The 26003-nt window shown below is 70.3% G+C and carries 25 protein-coding genes and 1 tRNA gene; 16 read left to right on the forward strand and 10 right to left on the reverse strand.

The window, feature by feature from the left end; all coding sequences use genetic code 11:
• Positions 1-80 precede the first annotated feature (80 nt).
• Positions 81-305 (reverse strand): hypothetical protein, encoded by a 225-nt coding sequence (locus tag ACG00Y_RS19855; protein WP_394481839.1) that lies wholly within the window; start codon positions 303-305, stop codon positions 81-83.
• A gap of 186 nt (positions 306-491) precedes the next feature.
• On the opposite strand from ACG00Y_RS19855, the gene ACG00Y_RS19860 reads away from it, so the two are divergent.
• The 7 genes from ACG00Y_RS19860 to ACG00Y_RS19890 all read left to right on the forward strand — a co-directional run bounded on the left by ACG00Y_RS19860 (position 492) and on the right by ACG00Y_RS19890 (position 5385).
• On the forward strand, positions 492-1946 hold the full coding sequence (locus ACG00Y_RS19860; RefSeq protein ID WP_394481841.1) for a sigma-54-dependent transcriptional regulator: 1455 nt from the start codon (positions 492-494) through the stop codon (positions 1944-1946).
• 56 nt (positions 1947-2002) lie between these two features.
• The gene (locus ACG00Y_RS19865; RefSeq protein ID WP_394481843.1) at positions 2003-2230 is read left to right on the forward strand and encodes a hypothetical protein; all 228 of its coding nucleotides are present in this window, start codon (positions 2003-2005) and stop codon (positions 2228-2230) included.
• Positions 2231-2243: 13 nt separating this feature from the next.
• Positions 2244-3440 (forward strand): zinc-binding metallopeptidase family protein, encoded by a 1197-nt coding sequence (locus ACG00Y_RS19870; RefSeq protein WP_394481845.1) that lies wholly within the window; start codon positions 2244-2246, stop codon positions 3438-3440.
• A 15-nt stretch (positions 3441-3455) separates the two neighbouring features.
• Complete coding sequence (locus tag ACG00Y_RS19875; protein WP_394481847.1) at positions 3456-3944, forward strand: hypothetical protein; 489 nt, start codon at positions 3456-3458, stop codon at positions 3942-3944.
• A gap of 121 nt (positions 3945-4065) precedes the next feature.
• Positions 4066-4443: a hypothetical protein gene (locus ACG00Y_RS19880; RefSeq protein WP_394481848.1), complete on the forward strand. Its 378-nt coding sequence runs from the start codon at positions 4066-4068 to the stop codon at positions 4441-4443.
• 86 nt (positions 4444-4529) lie between these two features.
• A complete protein-coding gene (locus ACG00Y_RS19885) occupies positions 4530-4943 on the forward strand; it encodes a phage holin family protein (protein ID WP_394481850.1) in 414 nt (137 codons plus the stop codon).
• Positions 4909-5385 carry a hypothetical protein gene (locus ACG00Y_RS19890; protein ID WP_394481852.1) on the forward strand — a complete coding sequence of 159 codons (477 nt, stop codon included), beginning with the start codon at positions 4909-4911 and terminating at the stop codon, positions 5383-5385. The genes ACG00Y_RS19885 and ACG00Y_RS19890 overlap by 35 nt, the downstream gene beginning before the upstream one ends.
• Before the next feature lie 133 nt (positions 5386-5518).
• Here ACG00Y_RS19890 and ACG00Y_RS19895 read toward each other — a convergent pair whose 3' ends face one another.
• From ACG00Y_RS19895 to ACG00Y_RS19905, 3 genes are all read right to left on the reverse strand, one after another.
• The gene (locus ACG00Y_RS19895; RefSeq protein WP_394481853.1) at positions 5519-5971 is read right to left on the reverse strand and encodes a PA2169 family four-helix-bundle protein; all 453 of its coding nucleotides are present in this window, start codon (positions 5969-5971) and stop codon (positions 5519-5521) included.
• A gap of 74 nt (positions 5972-6045) precedes the next feature.
• Positions 6046-8304, reverse strand: a complete 2259-nt coding sequence (locus ACG00Y_RS19900; RefSeq protein ID WP_394481855.1) for an ATP-binding protein — start codon at positions 8302-8304, stop codon at positions 6046-6048.
• Positions 8305-8496: 192 nt separating this feature from the next.
• A complete protein-coding gene (locus ACG00Y_RS19905; RefSeq protein ID WP_394481857.1) occupies positions 8497-8931 on the reverse strand; it encodes a YidB family protein in 435 nt (144 codons plus the stop codon).
• 321 nt (positions 8932-9252) lie between these two features.
• On the opposite strand from ACG00Y_RS19905, the gene rpoN reads away from it, so the two are divergent.
• Positions 9253-10755, forward strand: coding sequence for an RNA polymerase factor sigma-54 (gene rpoN, locus ACG00Y_RS19910; RefSeq protein WP_394481859.1), 1503 nt, complete (start codon positions 9253-9255; stop codon positions 10753-10755).
• Between the two features lie 16 nt (positions 10756-10771).
• Here the strand turns inward: rpoN and ACG00Y_RS19915 are convergent, their stop codons facing one another.
• Entirely contained in the window at positions 10772-12118 is a 1347-nt protein-coding gene (locus ACG00Y_RS19915) for a PQQ-dependent sugar dehydrogenase (RefSeq protein WP_394481861.1), read from the reverse strand.
• A 349-nt stretch (positions 12119-12467) separates the two neighbouring features.
• On the opposite strand from ACG00Y_RS19915, the gene ACG00Y_RS19920 reads away from it, so the two are divergent.
• On the forward strand, positions 12468-12662 hold the full coding sequence (locus ACG00Y_RS19920; protein ID WP_394481862.1) for a CsbD family protein: 195 nt from the start codon (positions 12468-12470) through the stop codon (positions 12660-12662).
• A 77-nt stretch (positions 12663-12739) separates the two neighbouring features.
• Complete coding sequence (locus ACG00Y_RS19925; protein ID WP_394481864.1) at positions 12740-13402, forward strand: YiaD family glycine zipper/OmpA-like lipoprotein; 663 nt, start codon at positions 12740-12742, stop codon at positions 13400-13402.
• Positions 13403-13418: 16 nt separating this feature from the next.
• Here ACG00Y_RS19925 and ACG00Y_RS19930 read toward each other — a convergent pair whose 3' ends face one another.
• The 5 genes from ACG00Y_RS19930 to prfB form a co-directional block, all read right to left on the reverse strand.
• A complete protein-coding gene (locus tag ACG00Y_RS19930) occupies positions 13419-14633 on the reverse strand; it encodes a DUF1444 domain-containing protein (protein ID WP_394481865.1) in 1215 nt (404 codons plus the stop codon).
• Between the two features lie 102 nt (positions 14634-14735).
• Positions 14736-14811 (reverse strand) — tRNA-Thr (locus tag ACG00Y_RS19935).
• Between the two features lie 35 nt (positions 14812-14846).
• Positions 14847-15863: a class 1 fructose-bisphosphatase gene (locus ACG00Y_RS19940; RefSeq protein ID WP_394481867.1), complete on the reverse strand. Its 1017-nt coding sequence runs from the start codon at positions 15861-15863 to the stop codon at positions 14847-14849.
• A complete protein-coding gene (pepN, locus tag ACG00Y_RS19945; RefSeq protein WP_394481869.1) occupies positions 15860-18535 on the reverse strand; it encodes an aminopeptidase N in 2676 nt (891 codons plus the stop codon). The genes ACG00Y_RS19940 and pepN overlap by 4 nt, the downstream gene beginning before the upstream one ends.
• 54 nt (positions 18536-18589) lie before the next feature.
• Positions 18590-19694, reverse strand: a protein-coding gene (gene prfB, locus ACG00Y_RS19950; RefSeq protein WP_394481870.1) for a peptide chain release factor 2 whose coding sequence is annotated in 2 segments (ribosomal slippage) — positions 18590-19612 and positions 19614-19694 — 1104 coding nt in all. Because the reading frame shifts where the segments join, the coding sequence is not laid out codon by codon here.
• A 209-nt stretch (positions 19695-19903) separates the two neighbouring features.
• On the opposite strand from prfB, the gene ACG00Y_RS19955 reads away from it, so the two are divergent.
• From ACG00Y_RS19955 to ACG00Y_RS19980, 6 genes are all read left to right on the forward strand, one after another.
• Positions 19904-20200 carry a hypothetical protein gene (locus tag ACG00Y_RS19955; RefSeq protein WP_394481871.1) on the forward strand — a complete coding sequence of 99 codons (297 nt, stop codon included), beginning with the start codon at positions 19904-19906 and terminating at the stop codon, positions 20198-20200.
• Positions 20191-20766, forward strand: a complete 576-nt coding sequence (locus ACG00Y_RS19960) for a tetratricopeptide repeat protein (RefSeq protein WP_394481873.1) — start codon at positions 20191-20193, stop codon at positions 20764-20766. The genes ACG00Y_RS19955 and ACG00Y_RS19960 overlap by 10 nt, the downstream gene beginning before the upstream one ends.
• 123 nt (positions 20767-20889) lie before the next feature.
• Positions 20890-21147, forward strand: coding sequence for a DUF4212 domain-containing protein (locus ACG00Y_RS19965; RefSeq protein ID WP_394481875.1), 258 nt, complete (start codon positions 20890-20892; stop codon positions 21145-21147).
• A gap of 1 nt (position 21148) precedes the next feature.
• Entirely contained in the window at positions 21149-23275 is a 2127-nt protein-coding gene (locus ACG00Y_RS19970) for a sodium:solute symporter family protein (RefSeq protein ID WP_394481877.1), read from the forward strand.
• A 69-nt stretch (positions 23276-23344) separates the two neighbouring features.
• A complete protein-coding gene (locus ACG00Y_RS19975; protein WP_394481879.1) occupies positions 23345-25237 on the forward strand; it encodes a DUF294 nucleotidyltransferase-like domain-containing protein in 1893 nt (630 codons plus the stop codon).
• A 101-nt stretch (positions 25238-25338) separates the two neighbouring features.
• Entirely contained in the window at positions 25339-26001 is a 663-nt protein-coding gene (locus ACG00Y_RS19980; protein ID WP_394481881.1) for a 3'-5' exonuclease, read from the forward strand.
• The last annotated feature ends 2 nt before the right edge of the window (positions 26002-26003 follow it).

The raw sequence follows: 26003 nt of genomic DNA on the forward strand, positions 1-26003 counted from the left end.
AGAAGGCCGCATCAGACACCTCGTGCGGCCAGCGGGCAAGAAGGGCGCCTGGTGCAACTTGCGGTAAATCTTGCCGGTGCTCAAGTCCGCGTGGCGACGGGTGCTTGGCCGGCCTCGTGCTCGTCGGGCAATGGCCGCCCGCCTTCGCCCTCCCAGTCTTGCAAGGCGGCCGGCGCACGCGCGCAACGACCACCGCAGCGGCGCGCGTGCGTCGCGCTGCAGGCCCGCCAGGCCAGCGTCATGAGGGCGCCGAGCGTTGCCGCTGCGGCGATGTACGGCAGGTCGACGCCTGAAGGTCTGGGCATGTTGTTTCGGCAGTGCCGCTTGGCAGACGCGGTGCGCGCCCACACCGCGCGTGGCAAGGCGCGTGCCCGTCGTGGCGTGGCCGAAATCCCCCCAAGCCTTCGGCGCTTCTGTGTCGTGGCGCCCTGCGAATGTGACGACAATGCCGCTTTGTGCCAACCCAGCCAAACCGGAAGGAAGCCTCGCTGATGCCCCATGCCCTGGTGGTGGATGACGACCATGACTCAGCCGCTTCGCTGCGCGCCCTGATCGCGGGTGAGCAGTTCACGGTCGCCGTGGCGCACAACCTGCGGGATGCACGGCGCCAGATCTCGCTGCAGCAGCCCGACATCATCCTGCTGGACCTGCGCCTGCCCGATGGCAGCGGGATGGACTTGCTGGCCGACCCCAAGCTGGTGGCCAACTCCGAGGTCGTGCTGTGCACCGGCCACGCCAACCTGGAGACCTCCATCCAGGCGCTGCGCCTGGGGGCGGCCGACTACCTCATCAAGCCCGTCAACCTGACGCAGCTGCAGGGCGTGCTGTCGCGCATCATGAAGCCGGCGGCGCTGCAGGCCGAGGTGGAAGACCTGACGGCCAACCTGGCGCAGTCCGGCCATTTCGGGCACCTGTGGGGGCGCAGTGCGCCCATGCAGCGTATCTACCAGCAGATCTCGCGCGTGGCCGGCACCAGCGTGTCGGTGTTCATCACCGGCGAGTCGGGCACCGGCAAGGAGGTGGTCGCGCAGACCGTGCACGACCTCAGCCGCCGCCGCAAGCGGCCCTTCCTGGCCGTCAACTGCGGCGCCATCAGCCCCAACCTGATCGAGAGCGAGATCTTTGGCCACGAGAAGGGCAGCTTCACCGGCGCCGAGCGCCAGCACCAGGGCTTCTTCGAGCGCGCCAGCGGCGGCACGCTGTTCCTGGACGAGATCACCGAGATGCCGCTGGAGCTGCAGGTCAAGCTGCTGCGGGTGCTGGAGACCGGCCGCTTCATGCGCGTGGGCAGCACGACCAGCCAGGAGACCGACGTGCGCATCATCGCCGCCACCAACCGCGCGCCCTACCAGGCGGTGGCGACGGGCAAGCTGCGCGAGGACCTGCTGTACCGCCTCAACATCTTCCCCATCGAGCTGCCGCCGCTGCGCGACCGCGCGTCCGATGTGCCGCTGCTGGCCAACCATTTCCTGGCCGCCATCTGCGAGCAGGAGGGCGAGGCGCGGCGCTTCACGCCGGCGGCCCTGACGGCGCTGGTCGAGTACCCCTGGCCGGGCAATGTGCGCGAACTGCGCAACGCCGTGCAGCGGGCCTATGTGATGGCCCAGGACGAGTTCATCGACGAGGCCTGGCTGCCCAGCGTGGGCAGCGGCGGCATGCTGTCGGGCTGGGGTTCGCTGGGTGCGGTGCCGGAGTCCGCCCCGGCGCCGCTGCTGCCGGTGCCCGCGGCCGCCGATGCCGGCGTGCCCAGCGTCACCTTGCCCATCGGCTCCAGCGTCGCCGACGCCGAGCGCATCCTGATGCTGGCCACCTTGCGTCATTTCAACCATCACAAGGAGCGCACGGCGGCGGCGCTGGGCATCAGCCTGAAGACGCTCTACAACCGGTTGAAGGAGTACGCCGCCGAAGGCGTCACGGCCGAGGCGCCGTTGTCGCGCCGGGAGTAGCGGGCGCGCCGATTGCCACGGTTGCTGACCCCCCCCACTTTCCAGGAGTCAGCACCATGGGTCATTCCGATCAATACCTGCAGCAGGTCGAGACCGCCGCGCGCCGCGGCCTGGGCCAGATTGCCGATGGCGTCCACACCGTGCGCTCGCAGGTCGCCCGCGCGACGGACCGCACCGTCGGCTATGTGCACGACGCGCCCGTGCGCTCGGCGCTGGTGGTGTTGGCCGTGGGCACGCTGGTGTTTGCCGCCGTGCGGCTGCTGAGAGCGCGCAACCCGCGCTGACCGGGGCGGCCTGATGGTGCCGCTCGTGCCGCCGCCGCCGCGCATGGCGCTCGCAGCGACGACCCCGCGCGCCTTCAGCTGCGCCTGCGGGCGCCCGGTCTTCTTCAGGAACAGCCAGTGCCTGGGCTGCCTGCGACCGCTGGGTTATGACCCCGAGCGCCGCCTGTTGCTGGCCTTGGAGCGCGTGCGTCCCAATGGCTGGCGCGAGGCGGGCGTGCCGGTGCGCCGTGCGCGCCGCTACCTGCGCTGCGCCAACCTCGGCAGCGCGGCCGCCTGCAACTGGCTGCTGGACGCGGCCGAGGCACAGGCCGGCTTTACGCTGTGCCGCTGTTGCCGGCTCACTCGCACCCTGCCGGACCTGTCGCAGCCCAACGCCGGCCTGTGGTGGTTGCGCATCGAGCAGGCCAAGCGCCGGTTGGTGTCGTCGCTGATCGGCTTGAACCTGCCGGTGCAGCCCAAGGCCGAGGACCCGCAGGGCGGCCTGGCCTTCGACCTGCTGCTGGCGCCGCCCGGCGGGCCGGCTGTCATCACCGGCCATGCGGACGGGCTCATCACGCTGGACGCGTCCGAGGCCGACGACGCCAACCGCGAGGCGCGCCGGGGTCAGCTGGGCGAGCCCTACCGCACGCTGCTGGGCCATCTGCGCCACGAGACCGGCCATCACTACTGGCAGCGGCTGGTCGGGCCGACGCATTGGCTGGAGCCCTTTCGCGCGCTGTTCGGCGACGAGCGCGAGGACTACGCCGCCGCACTGCAGCGCCACTACAGCGCCGGCCCGCCGGCCGACTGGGGGCAGCACTTCGTCAGCGCCTATGCCAGCTCGCACCCCTGGGAGGACTGGGCCGAGACCTGGGCGCACTACCTGCATCTCGTCGACACGCTGGACACGGCGCGCAGCTTCGGGCTGGACGGCGAGCGCGTGGAGCTGAGCTACGAGCGCTTCTCGCCCGAACTGCTGGCCGACACCGGCGATGTGCAGGCCGCAGGCTTCCTGGGCCTCATCAACGGCTGGATGGAGCTGACGGGCGTGCTCAACGAGTTGTCGCGCAGCATGGGCGTCGCGGACTTCTATCCCTTCGTGCTGTCGGCGCCGGCGGTGCGCAAGCTGCATCTGGTGCACCGCGTCGTCCACGGCGCGGCGCAGGCGCCACCCGCCTTGGCGAGCGTGCGGCCGGGCATGCCCCTTGCCCCAGCCGTGCACCGTCACTGATAGCAAGGAGCCCCCATGTCCAAGGAAGAGCAACACAGCTTCGGCGTCTTCAAGCCGGTCGGCCATGTGGTCATCTCGTTGCCCGGTGCCGAGGCGGCCAACCGCGCCGCGCAGGCGCTGCGCAAGCTCGGCCTGGCCGACGACGCCGTGCACCGCTACACCGACACCGAGATGACGCGCCGCATCGACGAGGACATCGCCAATGCCAGCCCGCTCGCGTCCATCGGTCAGGAGATGAACCTCATCCTCGCCCACCGCGTGCTGGCCGTGCGCGGCTACCACTGGCTGGTGGTGCGCGCGGCCGACGATGAGCAAGCCGTCCAGATCGCCCGTGCCGCTGAAGGCGAAGGGGCCGAGCGCGCGCAGCACTACGGCCACTTCATCATCGAGGAACTCATCGAGCCGGGCAGCGAGCCGCAAGTGGCCGAGTCGCCCGACCGCGGGCTGGACGCCCAGACGCCCTCCGGCAAGGAGAGCGAGTCCGTCATGGCCGTGCCGCGCTGACCTTCTTGCTGCAGCCCATACCGCGGGCAGCGGCCCACTCGCCGCTGGCGCGCAGGGCCGGCAGGCACACCGCTTGCCTTGACGGTCCGCCTGTCTTCCCCCACCCCCTTCGAGGATCACCATGACCACCACCACCCCGTTCCCCACCTCCTCCAGTTCGCCCGCCACGCCGGCCACCGCCGCCGTCAATGACATCGCGGTCAAGGCCGATGACGCCATCGACAAGGGCGCCGCCGCCGGCCACGAGGCGCTCAACCGCGTCGTGCAGGGTGCCCACCACGCCATCGACCGCCTGGCGGACACCGCCGGCCCGGCCGTGCAGCGCGTACAGAGCGGCGTGCACGCCGCCAGCGAAGCCATCACGCAACGCGCCCACGACGCCCGCGATCTGGGTGACGAATGGGCCGAGAGCGTTCGCACGACGGTGCGGGAGAACCCGCTCGCTGCCGTCGCCACGGCGCTCGCCGTCGGCGTGCTGATCGCCCGCCTCACCCGGTAAGCGCCTTGGCCGACGCCGCCACTGAAACGCCGGCCCCCGGCACGCCCGACCCAGGCGTGCCTGGGTGCGGCGCAACGCCCGCCTCATTGCTTGACCAGGTCAAGAGCCTGGCCTGTGAACTGCCCGGCCTGCTCAGCGACCGGGTCGAGCTGCTGGCGCTGGAGGTGCAGCGTGCGGCGCAGGCATTGATGCAGATGGTCGCGCTGGTGGTGGCGATTGCCATCCTCGGCGTGACGGTCTGGCTGGCGCTGTGGGTCGCGTTGGTCAACGTGCTGATGCAGGCCGGCGTGCCGCTGCTCGGCGCGCTGCTGCTGGCCATCGCGCTGAACGGCAGCGTCATCGTGCTGGCCGTGGCGCGCGTGCGCCGCCTGCTGCCGCGACTCGGCCTGCCCGCCACGCGCCGGCATCTGACGGTGCCGCCCAACCCCAGTCCTTCGCCCGAGACCCGACCCGATGAATGCTCCGTTGCCCCAGTTGCCAGCCAGCCCGCCGCGCACTGACGCGGCGCCTGCGGCCGACATCGATGCCCGCATCCTGCAGGCCGAGCAGCGTCTCCTCGCCCGCGAGGCGCGTCTGCGTCGCGGCGTCACGTCCTTCAGCCACCAGCTCGGCGCGACGATGCAGCCGCGCCGGCTGCTGAAGCCGGCGCTGATCGCTGCCGCAGGTCTCGGCCTGCTGATGATGCTGCGGCGCCGGGCACCGCGCCACGCCGCGCCGGCTGGCGCCGTCGCGTCCGCAGCGTCGGCCGCCACCCGCCCGGCCGTGTTCGCGCTGCTGTCCGCGCTGCCGTGGACACGCGTCGTCGGCATGGCCTGGCCACATGTGCCCGAACGCTGGCGGCGCGGCATCAGCCTGGCCACGGTCACCGACATGGTGTCGTTAGGCCTGCCCTTACTGGGCAGCCTGTTCACGCCGAAGCCGCGAGTGCGTGGCGACAGCTGATCGCCACCCCCTCGGGGGCTGAGGCCGGACACGGCAAGTCCGGTGACTTGCCGTCCCTGCCGAAGGGCAGCCGCTCTGTCGGCTGCGCGGTCTGCAAGACCGGCCAGGTACTCCTGGCCGACGAGGGGCGCCGTCAAGCCGCCAGTCGCGCCCGGTCGCGCAGCGTGCGCACCTGCAGGTGGTTGCGCTTGACGCCCTCGTACTGGCGTTCCACCACCGGGCGCACGTCCGGCGGCAGGGTGTGCTCCAGCGCATTGCGGTAGGACGCCAGCGCCACGTCCTCGCCGCGCTCGGTTTCCTCCAGGATGGCCTTGTCGGTGTAGCCGGCCAGCGTGCCCTTCACGGCCACCCAGCCGCGATGCAGGGCACCTGCGGCGCTGCCGCCGTCCTCGGCCTTGCCGCCGAAGCGCACCACCAGTTGCTGCAGTTCGGCAGCCGCCTGGCGGCATTCCTCGGCGCGGGTCGTGAAGCTCTGCTTCAGTACCGGGTCCTTCAGGTACTCGGCCGAAGTGTGGAAGCCGTACTCACCGTCCTTGGCGGTTTCGATCAAGTCGTTCAGCGTGTCGATGATGTCGTCGTTGCTCATGGCGGGGTTCCTTGTCGGAAGTCAGGGGAGCCCTTGCATGGCAGATCGCGTGCCCGCCGCGCGGCCAGCCAGGGCTAACCCTGTTTCTGAGCGGCTGACGGGCGCGCGGCGGCCAGCGCGCCCTGCAGCGCCGTCAGCAGCACGGCGGGCGCGCAGGGCTTGCGCAGCACCGTGAACTCGCCCTCGGCCATGCGCGTGTTGCTGTAGCCGGTGATCAGCACGACCGGCAGCTCCGGGCGTTGCTCGCGCAGCCGCCGCGCCAGGCCCACACCATCCAGCTCACCGGGCATGACGATGTCGCTGAGCACGATGTCCACGCCCGCGCCGGCGTCCAGCAGCCGCAACGCGGCATCGGCATGGCCGGCGCGCATGACGCGGGCGCCATGTGCCATCAGCAGCGCGGCGGTCACGTCGCCCAGGGACTCCTCGTCCTCCACCAGCAGCACCGTCGCGCCGGCCACGCTGAGCGTCAGCGCCGGCGCGAACGCCGCCTGCGGGCGCGCGCCATCCGTGCGCGCCACCGGCAGCAGCAGCGATACCGTCGTGCCCAGGCCCGGTGTGCTGGCCAGCCGCGCCGTGCCGCCCGCCTGCGTGGCGAAGCCGTAGACCTGGCTCAGCCCCAGGCCGCTGCCCTGGCCGACCGGCTTGGTCGTGAAGAAGGGCTCGAAGGCATGCTCGGCCATGTCGGCGTCCATGCCGGCGCCGTCGTCGCTCACGGTCAGCAGCACGTAGTCGCCGGGGGGCAGCTCGTGCACGCCGTCCAGGTCCTCGGCGCTGGCCCTGGCCGCACGCAGGCGCAGCTCGCCGCCCGAGGGCATGGCGTCAAGCGCGTTCAGGGCCAGGTTCACCAGCGCCAGGTCCAGCTCGCTCGAATCCACGCGCACGGGGCCGGCATCGGCCGCCACCTTGACCTGGATCTCGATGTGCCGGCCCAGCACGCTGCGCAGCAACTCCTGCACCTCGGGCAGGTAGCGGGCCAGCGCCAGCGTCTGCAGCCGCGTGGCCGCACGCCGGCCGGAGAAGCGCAGCAGGTGCTGCGTCAGCTGGCTGCCTTTGTCGACGGCGCGCTGCGTGGCGGCCAGCGGCGCCTGCAGCTCGGCTGCGGCCGGGTGGCGCTGCACCAGGTGCATGCTGTTGCTGATGATGCCCAGCAGGTTGTTGAACTCGTGCGCCACGCCGCCGGTCAGGCGGCCCAGCGCCTCCACGCGCTGGCTCTGCGCGCCACGCTGTTCCACCAGCCGCGTGCGCTCCACGGCCTGGGCCACGCTGCGTTCCAGCTCGCTGCGCGAACCGGCCATCGCGCGGCCGGCGGTGGCCAGCGCATCGGCCACCTCGTCGCACTCCGTGATGCCGGTGGGCTGCACCGGCACCGGGCGGCCGGCCTGCAGGTCTTGCGCGGCGGCCTTGAGCGTGCGGATCGGGCCCTCGATGCGCCGCGACACCCAGATCGCGCCGGCCACGGCCAAGGCCAGCAGCGCCAGTGCGCCGCCGACGAGGCGCGCCACCGCAGCCGGCAGCCGGCCGGTGAAGACCTCGCGCGGCATCGCGCTGACGTAGGTCCAGCCCTGAGGCGACGTGCTGAAGTAGCCCACGGTGGGCACGCCATCCAGCGACACCGACCTGAAGCCGCCTTCACGAGACGCGGCCATGTGGCCGCGCACGTCCGCACCGACGACGCGGCCGGCGTAGGCGCCGCCGCCCGGCTGGCGCGCGACGACGCGTCCCGTGCCGTCCACCACGGTGCCTATCCAGCCCGGGTTGGCCTGGTTCTGCACGATGCGCTGCAGCTCCGACGGTCGCACCGTGACGACGATGTTGTAGACCAACTGGCCATCGCGCCGCACCGGCTCCACCCAGGCGGCGTACAGCTCGTCGCCCTGGCCCGCCATGCCGGCGGGAGGCTGCAGCGACTGCATGGCCGCCGTGGGGCTGAGCGCGGCCGGGCCGGGCAGCTCGGCGGGGGCACCGTAGGCGCCGGGCGGCTGCCGCGTGCTCAGCAGCACACGGCCCGGCGCGCGCAACTCCACCCAGCCGTCCAGCCCCTGCATCGTGCGCCGCGCCTGTTGCTCGAACGCCAGGCGCCGCGCCAGGTCTGGCGGCACGGTCCCGTCCAGGTCCGGCGACTGCGACAGCACATGGGCGATGGTGGCGCGCCGCGACAGCTCGCCGTCCACCAGCATGGACATTGCCCGCGCCGTGTCGCGCAGGTTGCGCTGATGCGCGTCGCGTTCGGCCTCGTAGGTGCTGCCGATCAGCCAGCCCACGCCCAGCATGCCCGGCAGCAGCACGGCCAGGACGAGCAACAGCAGGCGGGAGCGGATGGTGACGGGCATGGGGCGGCGACGGAACGGACTGACCCTGCGGCGTGCAGGTGCGACGACATCGGGGGCGCGGCGTGTCGCCTTGTCGCCGCGGTCGCCGTTGCAGGCTGTGCGCTGGCAGCGCGGACGGCCCCGCCACGGACGCTTGGCAAGGGGAATGCCCGGTGAACTCGTCAAGGCCGGGCCGCCCGGCAGCCCGGCCGCTCAGCGGTTCAGCAACCCACCCAGCATCCCCGCCAGATCGCCCAGCCCGCCAGCGCCGAGGTCGGCCGGCAGCTGGCCGTTGGGCGTCAGCCGGTCGACGATCTGCGGCAGCCACTGGCTGAGCTGGTCACCCGCTTCGGCAGGCGAGACGCCGGCCTGCTGGGCCAGCTGCCCGAGCAGGCCGCCGGCACCGCCCAGCGCGCCGCTGAGTTGCTCGCCCGACACCGGCTGGTTGGCGCCGGTCGAGATCCAGCTCTGCACCTGCTCGCCCAGGCCGCCTGCCTGCAACTGCTGCAGCAGCCCCGGCAGGCCGCCCTGCAGCGAGCCGTTCGCCAGCAGGCCGGACAGCAACGCCGCCCAGTCGAGGCGGCCGCCGCCGGACTGGCCTCCCAGGGCCTGGGTGGCGGCGCCGAGCATGTTGTCCAGAAGTCCCATCGCAATCTCCGGTGATGTGGCGCGCGCCACGGTCTACGCCCGGGATGGGCGTGTTGCCGCAGTCTAGCGGCGGGTCCAACGGCAGCGTTTGCCGAAAACCATGGCGGCTCGGCGCCGCATCGGTAAATCCTCCAGCCTCGCGCGCGCCGCGCGCTGGCGCAGCGGCTCCGCCTGGCCACGGTGCCTACGGGGAAAGGCGCCGAAGTGTTTCTGGATGCGACGCGGTGCCGCGCCCGGCATGGAGGTTGCAGTGTTCCGTGTTGAACCGCGCGCGGTGCCCGGCTTGGCGGGGTGCCTGGACGCGAGCAGTTAGGAGTTGACGTGGCATCGCTGGACATCCGCACCGAGCATCGACAGACCCAGACCTTGTCGCCCCGTCTGCAGCATGCCGTGCGCCTGCTGCAGATGTCGTCGCTGGACTTCGCGGCCATGCTGCGCGAGACGCTGGGCAAGAACCCGTTCCTGGAGGTGGAGGACGGTGACGGCGAGGGCGCCGACGGTGGCCAGCCGCTGGCCCCCGGCCCGGCAGGCGAGGCGCCGCCTAGCAGCCTGATGGATGGAGCCGCCAACGACGCGGTGGCCGAGGCGCCGCATGCCGACGGGTCCGACAACGACCCGCCTGCCGGCACCGAGAACGAACAGGACGGCGACAGCGACCGCGACCTGTGGACTGCCGACGGCGGCTCGGGCCTGAAGCGCACGGAGGACGGCGAGCTAAGCGCGCTGGACCTGATGGCCGTCGAGACGCCGCTGAACGACCACCTGCATGGCCAGCTCAATGTGCTGCCGCTGACCGAGCGCGACCTGCTGCTGGCGCATGCCGTCGTCGAGTCGCTGGACGATGACGGCTATCTGCGCACGCCGCTGGAGGAGTTGATCGCCGTGGCCGAGCTGGACCCGCCCGTCGAGCTGCAGGAGCTGCAGATCGCGCTGAAGCGCGTGCAGTCGCTGGACCCGGCCGGTGTGGGTGCGCGCGATGTGGGCGAATGCCTGCTGCTGCAGCTACCGGCCATCACCTGCGCCGAGACGCGTGCGCTGGCGCAGGCCATCATCACCGACCACCTGTCCGCGCTCGCCGCCCGCGATGTGGCGTCGCTGGCGCGTCATCTGGGTGAGCCGCCCGCGCGTGTCGAGGCCGTCTGCGACCGCATCCGCCGGCTGGACCCGCGGCCGGGTTGGCGCGTGGGCTCGTCGCACGTGCCCTATGTCGTGCCCGACGTCATCGTCAGGAAGCTGCGCGGCCAGTGGACGGTGCAGCTCAACCCGGCCGTCGTGCCCAAGGTGCGGCTCAACCAGGTCTATGCCAGCCTTTTCCAGCGCCACCGCACGCCGGGCCATGCCGAGATGGGCGCCCATCTGCAGGAGGCGCGCTGGACGCTGCGCAACGTCGAGCAGCGTTTCTCGACCATCCTCGACGTCGCCGAGGCGATCGTGAAGCGCCAGCAGAACTTCCTCGACTACGGCGCGATGGCGATGAAGCCGCTGGGCCTGAAGGAAATCGCCGAGGAGGTGGGCATCCACGAGAGCACCGTTTCACGCGTGACCAACAACAAGTACATGGCCACGCCGGTGGGTGTGCTGGAGCTGAAGTACTTCTTCAGCCGCGCCATGATCAGCGCCAACGGCAGCGCCTGCTCGGGCACGGCCATCCGCAGCCTCATCAAGGACATCATCGAGGCCGAGCCACACGAGGCGCCGCTGTCCGACGCCGAGATCACGCGCCAGCTCGCCGGCCAGGGCCTGGAGGTGGCGCGGCGCACCGTCACCAAGTACCGGCAGATGCTGAAGATCGACGCCGTGGACCGGCGCAAGCGCGTGGCCTGAGGTCGTTGCCGCCGCGTCAGCGCGGCGCCACCCTCCAGATGGTGTTGCCCACGTCGTCGGCCACCAGCAGCGCTCCACGCCTATCGATAGCCACCCCGACGGGCCGGCCTCGCGCTTCGCCCTCTGCGCCGAGGAAGCCCGTCAACACATCGATCGGCAGGCCTTGCGGCCGGCCATCGACAAAGCCCACGTAGACAACCTTGTAGCCCGATGGCGGCTTGCGGTTCCACGAGCCGTGCAGGCCGATGAAGACGCCGCCGGGCGCAGCGCCGGGCAGCGCCGCCGGCACGGGGCTGCTGCCGGCGGCGACCAGGCCCAGCGGGGCGACATGCGCGCCGAGCGCGTAGTCGGGCACCAGGGCACGGGCCGCCAGGTCCGGTCGCGGCGGCTGGACGCGCGGGTCGGCATGCTGGCCGTACCAGCTGTAGGGCCAGCCATAGAAGGCGCCGTCGTACACGGCGGTCAGGTAGTCGGGCACGAGGTCGCTGCCCAGCTCGTCGCGCTCGTTGACGACGGTCCACAGCATGCCCGGGGCCGAGGCGCCCGGCACGGCGGACGAGGGCATCCAGGCCATGCCGTTGGGGTTGCGCAGCCCGGTGGCGAACAGGCGCTTGGCGCCGCTGGCGACGTCGATCTCCCAGATGGCGGCGCGGCCCTGCTCGGCCGCCAGGCCGTGCTCTGCCACATTGCTGTTGGAGCCCACGGTGGCGTACAGCCGCTGGCCGCCCGGGCTGGCGATGAGGCTCTTGGTCCAGTGATGGTTGCGCGTGCCGGCGGGCAGGTCGGTCAGCTTGTGGGGCGGGCTGGCCAGGCGCGCCTGGCCGTTGACGTAGTCGAAGCGCAGCACGGCATCGGTGTCGGCCACGTAGAAGTGCCCACCCACCAGCGCCATGCCGAAGGGCGAGTTCAGACCCTGCACGAACACCTCGCGCCGTTCGGGAACGCCGTCGCCATCGGCATCGCGCAGCAGCGTGATGCGGTTGGCGCTGGGCGTGCCCGCGCCAGCGCGCTTCATGAACAGCTGCTGCACCCAGGCCTTGAGGCCCTGGCCTTCGTCTGGCCGTGGCGGCGCGTTGCTCTCGGCGACCAGCACGTCGCCGTTGGGCAGCACATGCAACCAGCGTGGGTGGTCCAGCCCAGTGGCGAAGGCGCGCACCTGCAGGCCGGCTGCGGCCATGGGCATCTCGCCTTCCCGCCAGGGCCGGGGCTTGGCGATCTGCATGGTGGGCAGGGCGGTGCGCACCGGCGCCACGAGCGTGGGGCGCGGGCCCACATCGGCATTCGGAGGCAGGCGGGTGCTCTCGCCGCAGCCGCTCAGGGCGGCTGCGGCCAGCGCGCCGGCAAGGGCGGTGCAAGGCTTCATGGCAAGGGCAGGGCAGGCTGCGTGCCCGGCTCGTCTGGCCCTAGTTGAAGAACAGGTACACGAGCAGAAGCACGATGCCGGGAACGCCGAGCAGCCAGGCCAGAAGGTATTTGCCCATGAGGGTCTCCTGTGGGGTTGGGGTGGCTCAAGGATCGGGGAATCGCCGCGGGCGACACAGCAGACGAGACCCGGGCGGCGCGTAGGACGCCGGGCAGGCCCAGGCGCCGTAGGACTGCACCCACCGCCCGAAGCGGCCGCCGCCGGCCCCGCGCGGCTGGCCTGCGGCCTAGCCTTGCAGTCAGCCCGTTGGGCATCCCCGCCCTCAGGGGCAAACGCAAAGGAGCACGACATGAACAGCGACCAGATCAAGGGCACCGCCAAGGACATCGCCGGCAAGGCACAGCGCAAGCTGGGCGAAGTCGTGGGCAGCACCGAGCAGCAGGTCAAGGGCGGCCTGAAACAGGTCGAGGGCAAGGCCCAGAAGGCCGCCGGCGACGCCAAGGAAGTCTTCAAGGACGTCAACGCCACGACGCGCAAGATCTGACGACGGCTTGGCCGCCGGCCGCCGTACCCGACCGGACCGGCGGCCTTTTAGCTAACGAATCGGTCAGGAGACCCGCAATGAACCCACTTCAATTCCCCCGCCGTGCCGGCGTGCTGGCGCTGGCCGCCGCGACGCTGTTCGCCGCCGGCTGCTCGTCCATGAGCGAACGTGAACGCGGCACCGCCCAGGGCGCCGGCGCCGGCGCCGTGGCCGGTGCCGTCATCGGCTCCATGACCGGCGGCAACGCCGGCCGCAGCGCGGCCATCGGCGGCGTCGTCGGCGCGGTGGCCGGCAACCTGTGGTCCAAGCGCATGGAAGACAAGCGCGAGGCGCTGGCCCGTGCCAGCCAGGGCACGGGCGTGGAGGTGGCGCGCACGGACGACAACCGCCTCAAGTTGAACGTGCCCAGCGACGTGTCCTTCGACACCGGCCGCGCCGACATCCGGCCGCAGATGCGCCCGGTGCTCGACGAGATCGGCCGCAACCTCGACGCCAACGTGCGCGTGACCGTCGTCGGCCACACCGACAGCACCGGCAGCGACCAGATCAATGACCCGCTGTCGCGCGAACGCGCGATGGCCGTGCGCGACTATTTGGCCGCCCGCGGCGTGTCGTCCTCGCGCGTCAGCATTGCCGGGCGCGGTTCGCATGAGCCCGTGGCCAGCAACGACACCGACGCCGGCCGCGCGGCGAACCGGCGTGTGGAGATCTTCCTGTCGGAGCCGGGGCAGTCGGGCTGACGGCTGGAGGGCGGTCTCAGTCCAGCCCGGCTGAGGCGGCCAGCGCCTGCAGCGCGACGCGGTCGGGGAACTGCCTGACCCGGTAACGCACCGGCACGAGGTCGGTGCGCTCCATCAGCTGCCCGAAGTGCTGCTGCACCGTTGCCCATGCCAGCCGCGTGTGCCAGGTCTCTTCGCCGTCGCGGTACAGCATGACGATGCTCTCGGCCTGGGGCAGCAGCGTGTCGACGCCTTCCGACCAGACCGAGTAGCTGGTCAGCGGCCCGCCCTGCTTCTGCATCAGCGTGCAGCTGGCCACAAAGAGATCGATGTTCTGCGCCTCGTGCTGGCCTTCCAGCACCTGCCGCTGGCCTTCGTAGTCCTCGGCCTGGCTGCGCACGAACATGTGGGCCTGCCGCGCAGCAACCTCGCCCGAGGGTTCCAGGCGCGCCCACGTCGTGCCCTGCAGCCGCAGCAGCTCGAACGACACCCAGCGGCCTTGCCCGTCCAGCGCGTCATGGGCGATCCGCACGATGTGCTCGATGCCGGCAGCATTGGCGGCCGAGGTCACCAGCAGCGCGTTGCGGAACGGCGCCATGGCCACGGGGTCGTGGATGCCGAGGCGGTAGATGAGGTCGGGCAGCAGCAGGCGTGAGCTTTCGTAGGCGTCGCCCCATGCGCCGCTCCAGACGCCCGGCGCGATCTCCGACCAGCCGCCGTGCTCGGGCAGGCAGCGCAGGTTGTCCATCGCGTCCTGCAGCGCCTGCTCCCAGCTGACGCCCCATTCGGTCAGCGAGCGCTCCTGCACGTACATCATGGAGTTGGGCAGGTCGATGACCAGGGCGACCACCAAGTCCGCAACCAGCGGGCGCTGCGCGGCTTCGGAGCCGGGCGGTGCGTCGGTGCCGGCAGTGCTCAGCCGGGCGATGCCCATGCCGCCGGTGGAGCGCACGACCGGCATGATTTTCGGCCTGGCCTCGGCATAGCTGCCCGGCATCCCATCGTCGACCAGCAGGCTCGACAGGAACTTCTCCAGCAGGGCCTGGCGCTGCGCACGAGGCGTGTTCTCGTATTCGCGGCGCAGGTTGCTCAGCGAGAGTATGTGCGTGCCGCCGCGCCGCGTGAGCTTGATCTCCATCCGCTCCGGAGATGCCTGGATGTCCGTGCAGCCCTGGCCTTCAAGCCAACGCGTCGTGTCGCGGATCAGGTTGTCGAGGGTGGGGCGGCCGAGGAGGCGGTCGAGGAATGACATGGCTGCCATTCTGGAGGCCCGTCGCCTGGCGGGCCGTCACCCTGATCCGGGACGACCCACCAAGACAAAGGGCCTGATCTTTCGATCAGGCCCTTCGAGGTCTGGTGCCGGCAAGAGGAGTCGAACCCCCGACCTTCGCATTACGAATGCGCTGCTCTACCAACTGAGCTATGCCGGCCGCGTGACGTTTAAGTCAGCCCAAGAGTATAGCGGCTAATTTTGCGTGTCTTGCTGGTGGTAGGACGCAAAGCGTTCCACCTCGTTCTTGGAACCCAGCGCCACGGCGACGCGCTCGTGCAGCTTGGTGGGCTGCAGGTCGAGGATGCGGGTGTGGCCGTTGCTGGCCGCGCCGCCGGCCTGCTCGACGAGGAAGGCCATCGGGTTGGCCTCGTACAGCAGGCGCAGCTTGCCGGGCTTGTCGGGCTCGCGCTGGTCCCAGGGGTACAGGAACACGCCGCCGCGCGTCAGGATGCGGTGCACGTCGGCCACCATGCTGGCGACCCAGCGCATGTTGAAGTCCTTGGCCCGAGGGCCGGTCGAGCCGGCCAGGCATTCGTCGATGTAGCGGCGCACCGGCGGCGCCCAGTGGCGCAGGTTGGACATGTTGATCGCGAACTCCTTGGTGTCGTCCGGGATGCGCACCTGGTCCTGCGTCAGCACCCACGAGCCCGTTTCGCGGTCCAGCGTGAAGACGGCCACGCCGTCGCCCACGGTCAGCACCAGCATGCTCTGCGGGCCGTAGACGCAGTAGCCGGCGGCCGCCTGCTGCCGGCCCGGCTGCAGGAAGTCGTCCTCCGACACGCCGCGCGAATGGCCCACCTTGCGCAGCACGCTGAAGATGGTGCCGATGCTGACGTTGACGTCGATGTTGCTGGAGCCGTCCAGCGGGTCGAACAGCAGCAGGTATTCGCCCTGCGGGTAGCGGTTGGGCACCACGTAGATGCCGTCCATCTCCTCGCTGGCCATGGCGGCGAGGTGGCCACCCCATTCGTTGGCCTCGATCAGCACCTCGTTGGCGATGATGTCGAGCTTCTTCTGCACTTCGCCCTGCACGTTCTCGCTGCCGGCGGTGCCGAGCACGTCGCCCAGCGCGCCCTTGTTGACGGCGATGGCGATGCGCTTGCAGGCACGCGCGACGACCTCGATCAGCAGCCGCAGCTCCTGCGGGATGTGGCCGTGCTCGCGTTGCTGTTCGACGAGGTATTGGGTCAGGCTGGTTTGTCGGCTCATGGTGATGCTTGGGTTCCAGAGGCTAGGGCGCGTTCGACGATTTCGCGAACGTCGGAGGAGAGGTCCGGCTTGGCGGCCACCCGGGCGATGGCTTCGCGGGCCGCGCTGCGGTAGGGCTCGGCGAGCGCCGCCCAGCGGTCCATCGCGCGGGCGACACGGCTGGCGAGCTGCGGGTTGATGGCGTCCACGGCCAGCACCTGTTCGGCCCAGAACACATAGCCCGCCGCATCGGCGCGATGGAAGGCGGCCGGGTTGGCCATGCACAGGCTGGCCAGCAGGCTGCGCGCGCGGTTGGGGTTCTTCAGCGTGAAGTCGGCGTGCTTGGTGAGGGCCTTCACGCGTGCGAAGACCCGGCCCTCGGCCTCGGGTGCGCGTGCCTGCAGCGCGAACCACTTGTCGATGACCAATGCGTCGTCCTTGAACAGCGCATGGAAGCGCTCCAGCGCCGGTGCGGCCAGCGCGGCGTTGGCGTTGACCAGGGCCGACAGCGCGCCGAGGCGGTCGGTCATGTTGGACGCGTCCTTGAAGCGCTGGTAGGCCTTGCCGGGCCAGACCGTGTCGCCGGTGGCCTGCGCGTCCAGCACCAGCATGGACAGCGCCAGGTTGGCCAGCGCACGCTTGCCGGACGAGACCGGGTCGGGCGTGTAGCCGCCCTGCACCTGGTTGGCCTCGAAGGCGGCGGCCCAGTCGTCGCGCAGTGCGCTGGCGAGCTGGGTTTGCGCGGCCATGACGGCGGCGTGGATGGCCTGCGGGTCAAAAGTGTCCAACTGCTCGGCGATGTAGGCCTCGCCGGGCAGCGTCAGCGCCAGCTCCTTGAAGGCTGGGTCCAGCTCGGGGTGGTTGAGCACGCCGCGCATTGCGTCGATGAAGACGGGGCTCAGCGTCAGCGGCTGGCCGGCGCGCAGCGCGTGCAGGATGCGGTTCAGCGCCAGGCGCTGGCTGGCTTCCCAGCGGTTGAAGGGGTCGCTGTCGTGGCGCATCAGCACCAGCAGCGCGGCGTCCGACAGGCCGTCGTTCAGCACGACCGGCGCGGAGAAGCCGCGCAGCAGCGACGGCACGGGCTCGCTGGCGATGCCGTTGAAGACGAAGGTCTGCTCGGCCTGGTCCAGCACGAGGACCCGCTCAGTGGCGCCGTTCGCATCCAGAGGCAGGGCGGCGCCGTGGCGGTCCAGCAGGCCCATGACGACGGGGATGACCTGCGGCAGCTTGTCCGTCTGGCCGGGCGTGGCGGGCGTCTGCTGCGTCAGGCGCAGCGTGAAGGCCTGCGTGGCGGCGTCGTACTCACCGTGGGCGGTCACGCGCGGCGTGCCGGCCTGCGAGTACCAGCGCTTGAAGCTGTCCAGGCGCGTGGCGAGGTCGGAGCCGGGGTTGGCGTCGGCGATCGCGGCGGCGAAGTCGTCGCAGGTCACGGCCTGCCCGTCATGGCGCTCGAAGTAGAGCTTCATGCCCGCCTCGAAGCCCTTGCGGCCCACCAGCGTCTGGTACATGCGCACCACCTCCGAGCCCTTCTCGTAGACGGTGGACGTGTAGAAGTTGTTGATCTCGCTGTAGCTGTCCGGTCGCACCGGGTGGGCCATGGCGCCGCTGTCCTCGGGGAACTGCATGGCGCGCAGCTGGCGCACGTCCTGGATGCGGCAGACGGCGCGGGCGCTCGGCGTGCCGGCCATGTCCATCGAGAACTCCTGGTCGCGGAAGACGGTCAGGCCCTCCTTCAGCGACAGCTGGAACCAGTCGCGGCAGGTCACGCGGTTGCCGGTCCAGTTGTGGAAGTACTCGTGCGCGACGATGGACTCGATGCGGGCGAAGTCGGCGTCCGTCGCCGTGGCCGGCGAGGCGAGCAGCGCGGCCGTGTTGAAGATGTTCAGCCCCTTGTTCTCCATCGCGCCCATGTTGAAGTCGGACACGCCGACCACCATGAAGCGCTCCAGGTCCAGCGGCAGGCCGAAGCGGGCCTCGTCCCAGACGATGGAGGCGATGAGGCTGTTCATCGCGTGCTCGGTCTTCTCCAGGTCGCCGCGGCGCACATAGACCTGCAGCAGATGGTCCTTGCCGGCGCGGGTGCGGATGCGCTGCTCGCGCGCGACCAAGTCGCCCGCGACGACGGCGAACAGATAGCTGGGCTTGGGGAAGGGGTCGTGCCAGACGGCGAAGTGGCGGCCGTTGTCCAGGCTGCCGCTGCTGGTCAGGTTGCCGTTGGACAGCAGCACCGGGTACTTGGCGGCGTCGGCGCGCAGCGTGACCGTGTAGACGGCCATCACGTCCGGCCGGTCCAGGAAGTAGGTGATGCGGCGGAAGCCCTCGGCCTCGCACTGCGTGAAGAAGCTGCCGCCCGAGGTGTAGAGGCCGGACAGCGCCGTGTTCTTTTCGGGGCAGATGGTGTTGCGGATCTCCAGCAGGAAGTCTTCGTCCGGCGGGTTGTCGATGACCAGCTCATGGCCTTCCTGGCGGAAGGACACGCCGGCGCCGTTGATCAGCACGCGCAGCAGGTTCAGCTCCTCGCCATGCAGGCGCAGCGGGCCGTGCGGCATGGCGCGGTTGCGCTCCACCTGCAGCTTGCTGGTGACGATGGTCTTGGCGGGGTCGAGGTCGAAGCTCAGGTCGACCTTGCGAATCCAGAACGTCGGCTGCTGGTAGTCCAGGCGTTGGATCGTGGGAGCAGTGCCTTCACGCATGTGGGGCTTCCTTGGGGGTCGTAAAAAGAGAGGGCCGCCAGGGCGGCCCGGGAATCAAACGCCCTGCTTGAGGGACTCGGTGATGAACGGGTCGAGGTCGCCGTCCAGCACCTTCTGCGTCGCCGAGGTCTCGTAGTTGGTGCGCAAGTCCTTGATACGGCTCTGGTCCAGCACATAGCTGCGGATCTGGTGGCCCCAGCCGACGTCGGTCTTGGTGTCTTCCAGCTTCTGCTGCTCTTCCATGCGCTTGCGCATCTCATGGTCGTACAGCCGCGAGCGCAGGCGCTTCCAGGCCACGTCACGGTTGCTGTGCTGGCTGCGACCGTCCTGGCATTGCACGACGATGCCGGTCGGGATGTGCGTCAGGCGCACCGCCGAGTCGGTCTTGTTGATGTGCTGGCCACCGGCGCCCGAGGCGCGGAAGGTGTCGGTGCGAACGTCGGCCGGGTTGATGTCGATCTCGATGCTGTCGTCCACCTCGGGGTAGACGAACAGCGACGCGAACGACGTGTGGCGGCCGCCTGATGAATCGAACGGCGACTTGCGCACCAGGCGGTGCACGCCGGTCTCGGTGCGCAGCAGGCCGAAGGCGTACTCGCCCTCGACCTTGATGGTGGCGCTCTTGATGCCGGCCACGTCGCCGGGCGTCTCGTCTTCCAGCGTCGCCTTGAAGCCCTTGCGCTCGCAGTACTTCAGGTACTGGCGCAGCAGCATGCCGGCCCAGTCGCAGGCCTCGGTGCCGCCGGCGCCGGCCTGGATGTCGACGAAGCAGTTCAGCGGGTCCGCCGGGTTGTTGAACATGCGGCGGAACTCGAGTTCCTCGATCTTGGCGCGCAGGTTGGCCGCGTCCGACTCGATGGCCAGCATGCCGGTCTCGTCGCCTTCCTCGCGGCTCATCTCGAACAGCTCGGCGTTGTCGGCCAGCGAGCCGGTCAGCATCGTGATGGTCTCGACGACGACCTCCAGCGTGCGCTTTTCCTTGCCCAGCTCCTGGGCGCGCTTGGGGTCGTTCCAGACGTTGGGGTTCTCCAGCGCCGCGTTGACTTCGTTCAGGCGCAGGGCCTTGCGATCGAAGTCAAAGATACCCCCTTAGCGCGTCAGTACGCGCTGAGAGGTCGGCCAGGGAGTTGCCGATTTGGTTGATGTGTTCGATGTCCATGAAATCCAGTCCGTCGAGGGCGCGACCGCAGGCTGCGGGCAAGCGGATGATTTTAGCGGGCCGACCTCGCCGGACAGCCTGGGAGCCTGCCGGGCAGTGGGTCCTGGCTTCAAGGGTTACCGATAGTGGGGGCGACCCCGGGCGCCCCGCGTCTGTCAGAACTTCGTAAGCCACCCCGTAGCACAGTGGCGTCGCTTCACGAGGCCTCCATGTTGCTGCTGACTGCATCCGTAAAGTTGATCGTCGAGATCGCCTTGATGGCGCTGGTGGGGCGATGGCTGCTGGGCTTGCTGGCGGGCCAGCGGCGCGAGGGCAACTTCTTCTACCAGTTGCTGCAATTGCTGACCAAGCCCTTCGAACGCGTGGTGCGTTTCATCAGCCCGCGTGTCGTCCTGGACCGCCACATCCCGCTGGCCACCTTCATGCTGCTCACCGCGCTGTGGCTGGGGGTGACGGCGATGAAGATCGGCCTGTGCCTGGAGCAGGGAGCATCGGCATGCCGCTGAACGAAAAAATGGCTTTGCTGGCCGGGCGCGCCCGGTTGCTCGGCGCCTTGCTGCTGGGTCGCTCGGCTGCTGCCGAGGCGGTCTGCGACGAGCTGCTGGCGCGCTGGCCCGCCCATCTGCACCTGCTGGCCACGCGCGCCCATCTGCGCGCTCAGCGCGGCGCCGGGGAGGCCGCCCTGGTCGATCTGCAGGAACTGGTGCGTCTGGCGCCGACGCGCAGCGCGGGCGACTGGTTCAACGTCGCCTATCTGCTGGACGAATTGGGCCGCCCCGAGCAGGCCGAGCCGGCGTTCCGGCAGGCGCTGGCGCTGGACGCCAAGCTGGACCGCGCCTGGTATGGCCTGGGCCTGACCCTGATCCGCCTGCGTCGCCTGGACGACGCAGTCGCTGCGCTCAAGCGCAACACCGAACTGCAACCGATGAGCCCCTACGGCTGGTATCAGCTGGCAAGGGTGCATTGGGACCGTCAGCAACCCGACGAGGCGCGGCGAATCATCGCCCACCTCAAGGGTTTCGAGCCCAAGGTCGCCGCGCAACTGGAGCGCGAGACCGGCCTGCTCGTCTGATGGGCCAGCGGCGGCCGTGAGGTCGCCAGGGGGCGCCCCCCAGGCAGTGGTGCGAGCCGTTGGCGCACTGGGCGGAACCGCAGCGGTCGCAAGGCCCGACAACGACACGAAGGAGACAACCTCATGCAGTTGACCGAAAGACATCGCCAGTACTGGCAGAAGAACCTCCGCATCACGGGCGTTCTTTTGTCCATCTGGTTCGTGGTGACGTTCGTCGTGGGCTTCTTTGCCCGCGACCTGAACTTCAACTTCTTTGGCTGGCCGTTCAGCTTCTGGGTCGCCTCCCAGGGGGCGCTGATCGTGTACTGCCTGATCATCTGGTTCTATGCGCGGACGATGAACCGCCTGGACCAGGAACACGGCGTGGCCGAGGAGGAATGACATGGCAGGCGCAACTCCAGAATCCGGCGGCAGCTACATCAGCACGGCCGCCAATGCAGGTTTCAAGAAGCAGCTGAACAAGGTCTACACCTGGTACACGGGCGGCTTCATCGTCTTCATCATCGCGCTGGCCATTGCGGAGCAGATGGGCCTGTCACGGGAGTACATCGGCTTCGTCTTCCTGGGCGCCACCGTGCTGCTGTATGCCGGCATCGGCTTCATGAGCCGCACCAGCGACGCGAGCGAGTACTACGTGGCCGGCCGGCGCGTGCCGGCGGTCTACAACGGCATGGCCACCGGCGCCGACTGGATGTCGGCGGCCAGCTTCATCGGCATGGCCGGCACGCTCTACCTGACCGGCTACGGCGGCCTGGCCTTCATCATGGGCTGGACCGGCGGCTACTGCCTGGTAGCGCTGTTCCTGGCGCCCTATCTGCGCAAGTTCGGCCAGTTCACCATCCCCGACTTCCTGGGCGCGCGCTATGAAGGCAATCTACCGCGCATCCTGGGCGTGATCGCGGCCATCCTCTGCTCCTTCACCTACGTGGTGGCGCAGATCTACGGCGTGGGCCTGATCACCGCACGGCTGTCGGGCCTGGCCTTCGAGATCGGCGTCTTCGTCGGTCTGGCCGGCATCCTGGTCTGCTCCTTCCTGGGCGGCATGCGCGCGGTGACCTGGACCCAGGTGGCCCAGTACATCATCCTGATCATTGCCTACATGGTGCCGGTGGTCTGGCTGTCGGTGAAGCAGACCAGCGTCCCGGTGCCCCAGGCCATCTACGGCTACCAGCTGGAGAAGGTCACGGCGGCCGAGAAGAAGATCAAGGCCGATCCCAAGGAGCAGGAGGTCATCGACATCTTCAAGGCCCGCGCCGCCTCTTTCGATGCCAAGCTCAAGGACGTGCCCGCGGCCCTGGCTGCCGACAAGGCCGCTGCGACGCAGAAGCTGGCCGACCTGAGGGCCGCCAATGCACCGGCCGCCGAGCTGGAAGCCGCCGAGAAGGCCCTGGCCGCCGTCCCCAAGGACGAGGCCGAAGCCAAGAAGGCCTGGGCCGCTGCCAAGACCGCCAATGAAGCCCGCGCCAAGCCGCTGGCGGGCATGCCGGCCCACGCCGCGCAGTTTGCCGGCGACCCCGACGGCGACGAGAAGGCCAAGAAGACCTTCGACGAGTCGCGGCGCAACTTCCTGGCCCTGGTGTTCTGCCTGATGGTGGGTACGGCCGCGCTGCCGCACATCCTGATGCGCTACTACACCACGCCTTCGGTCAAGGAGGCGCGCGAGTCGGTGACCTGGAGCCTGTTCTTCATCTTCCTGCTGTACTTCACTGCCCCGGCCCTGGCCGTGCTGGTCAAGTACGAGGTCTTCACCGTGCTGGTGGGAACGCCGTTTGATCAGTTGCCGGCCTGGATCACCAACTGGGCCAGGGTCGACCCGGCGCTGCTCGCGGTGGCCGACGTCAACAAGGACGGCATCTTCCAGCTCGGCGAGATGAAGATCGGTGGCGACATCATCGTGCTGGCCACGCCCGAGATCGGCGGCCTGCCGTATGTGATCTCCGGCATGGTGGCGGCCGGCGGTCTGGCTGCAGCGCTGTCCACCGCCGACGGCCTGCTGCTGACCATCGCCAACGCGCTGAGCCACGACGTCTACTACAAGATGATCGACCCGAACGCCTCGACCGCCCGCCGCGTCACCATCTCCAAGGTGCTGCTGCTGGTCGTGGCGCTGTGCGCGGCCTACGTCGCGGCGCAGAAGCCGGCGGACATCCTGTTCCTCGTCTCGGCGGCCTTCTCCTTCGCGGCGGCGGCCTTCTTCCCGGCCCTGGTGCTGGGGGTGTTCTGGAAGCGCGCCAACAAGTGGGGCGCGTCCCTGGGCATCGCCTCCGGCCTGGGCATCACCTTCTACTACATGGTGATGACCCAGCCCTGGCTGCGCGGCGTGTTCGGCGTGACCTCGCCGATCGAGCTGTGGTGGGGCATCCTGCCGATCTCGGCCGGCCTGTTCGGCGTGCCGCTGGGCTTTGCGGTGATCATCATCGTCAGCTTGATCACGCCGGCACCCAAGAAGGAAACCCAGGAGCTGGTCGAGCATGTGCGCTACCCCGACCTGAACCTCGGCAAGGCCTGACCCCGGTCTGATGCCTGTCCAGGCCCCGCGGCGTCCCGCGGGGCCTTTTTGTTTTCGAGGAGGATCGTCATGGACGACCCCGCCGTCCCTTCGGCCAGCCTGGTGGCCCAGTTGGCGCAGGAGCTGCAGCGCCATGCGCCGTTCGCGCAGATGCAGGCCGACGAGCTGCACGAGCTGCTGGCCGCCGCCGCCCAGGCCTATTACGCGCCCGGCGAGCTGGTGCTGGCTCCCGAGCACGGCCCGGTGGGCCAGCTTCATCTGCTGCGCCAGGGCGCGGTCAGCGCCCAGCGCGGCCTGGCCGACACCGCCGGCGGCTTCCACTACGAGGCGGGCGAGATGTTCCCGGTCGCGGCCCTGCTGGGCCAGCGGCCGGTGACCGCCAGCTACCGCTCCCAGGGCGACAGCTTCTGCCTGCTGATCCCGGCGGCGACCGTGCAGGCCGTGGCCCGGCGCAGCGCCGTCTTTGCCGACTTCCTGAGCCGCCGCGTCGCCCAGTTCCTGGCGCTGTCGCGTCGCGCGCTGCAGGTCGCCTATGCCTCGCAGACCCTGGCCGAGCAGTCGCTGGAGACGCCGCTGGCCCAGCTGCTGCGCGGCGCGCCGGTCAGCGTGCCGCCCGAGACGCCGCTGCACGAGGCGCTGGCGCTGATGGAGGCGCGCCATGTCGGCTCGCTGCTGGTGGCTGATGCCGAGCAGCGCGCCCTGGGCATCCTGACCCGCCACGACCTGCTGTCGCGCATCGTGCTGCCGCGGCTGGCGCTGGACACGCCCATCGCGGCCGTGATGAGCAGCCCGGTGCTGGGCCTGCAGCTCGGTGACACGGCCCAGGACGCAGCCCTGCTGATGTCGCGCCACGGCCTGCGCCATGTGCCGGTGCTGGACGGCGAACGCCTGGTGGGCATCGTTTCGGAGCGCGACCTGTTCGCGCTGCAGCGGCTCTCGCTCAAGCAGGTCAGCAGCGCCATCCGCGCGGCCGAGAGCGTCGACACGCTGAAGCTGGTGGCCCAGGACATCCGGCGCTTCGCCCGCAATCTGCTTGCCCAGGGCGTGGCGGCGCGCCAGCTCACCGAGCTGGTCTCCCACCTCAACGATGTGCTGACGCAGCGCCTGCTGCAGCTGGTGGCGGTTGCGCGCGGCATGGACATGGGCCAGGCCTGCTGGCTGGCCTTCGGCTCCGAGGGCCGCAGCGAGCAGACCCTGGCCACCGACCAGGACAACGGCCTGATCTTCGTCAGCGACCGGCCCGACGCCGAGCGGCCGCGCTGGATGGCGTTTGCGCGCGAGGTCAACGAGGCGCTGGACGCCTGCGGCTACCCGCTGTGCAAGGGCGGCATCATGGCCTCGGAGCCGGCCTGCTGCCGCACGCCGCAGGAGTGGTTGCAGGCCTTCAACGAGTGGCTGGAGCATGGCGCGCCCGAGGACTTGCTCAAGGCCAGCATCTATTTCGACTTCCGCCCGCTGGCCGGCGACGCCGAGCTGGCCCGGCCGCTGCGCGAACTGCTGGGCCGCCACGGCGCCGCGCTGCCGCGCTTTCTGCGCCAGCTCGGCGAGAACGCGCTGCGCAGCCGGCCGCCGCTGAACTGGCTGGGCGCCCTCGAAGGCCAGACGCTCGACGGCCGCGAGGGCGTGGACCTCAAGCTGCAGGGCACGGCCTTGTTCGTCGACGCGGCGCGGCTGTTCGCGCTCGCGCATGGCCTGGCCGCGACCGGCACACGCGAGCGCCTGGAGGCGGCGGCGCGGCTGATGCAGGTGCCGGCGACCGAGAGCGAGGGCTGGGTGGGCGCCTTCGAGTTCCTGCAGATGCTGCGCCTGCGCGGGCAGATGGAAGGCGGCGCCGGGGCCCCGACGAACCCCAACTGGATCGTGCTGGAGACGCTCAACGACGTCGACCGGCGCATGCTCAAGGAATGCTGCAAGGTCGCGCGCCGGCTGCAGCAGCGCATCGAACTGGACTGGATGAGATGAAACCCAAAGGCAACCACAGAGGCACAGAGCCACAGAGGAAACTCATGAGGGCTGCTTCTCTGTGCCTCTGTGGTTGCATTTCTGAACCATGGACGACTGCGATGAAGGCCCTGACCGCCTGGTGGGCGCGGCGCGCGGCTGCGGCCGAGCCGGCGACGCGCTGGATCGTGCTGGACGTCGAAACCAGCGGCCTGGACGTCGAGCACGACCGGCTGCTGGCCATCGCCGGCATCGCGCTGGATCTGTCGGCCGGCCCGCCCGTCATCCGGCTGGGCGACAGCTTCGAGCTGCTGCTGCGCCAGCAGGAGGCCGTGCAGACCCCCGACGAGGCCGCGCGCGCCAACATCCTGCTGCACGGCATCGGCCTGGCCGCCCAGCGCGGCGGCCGGCCGGCGGCCGAGGCGCTGCAGGCCTTCGCGGCCTGGGTGGGCGAGGCGCCGCTGCTGGCCTTTCATGCGCCCTTCGACCGCGCCATGATCCAGCGCGACATGCAGCGCCTGCTGGGCCGGCGCCTGCGCAACCGCTGGGCCGACCTGGCGCCGGTCGCGGCGGCCCTGCACCCGATGCCGGGCGCCGGCTCGCTGGACGACTGGATGGCCCGCTTCGGCATCCGCTGCGCCCAGCGCCATCGCGCCGCCGCCGACACGCTGGCGACCGCCGAGCTGCTGCTGCGCCTGTGGCCGACCCTGAACGCGCGCGGCGAGACCCGCTTCGCCGATCTGCAGGCCATGGGCCGCGCCGGCCGCTGGCTCGGCGGCCTCTGAAG

The sequence above is a fragment of the Pelomonas parva genome (assembly GCF_043555835.1).
Classification (GTDB): domain Bacteria; phylum Pseudomonadota; class Gammaproteobacteria; order Burkholderiales; family Burkholderiaceae_C; genus Pelomonas; species Pelomonas parva.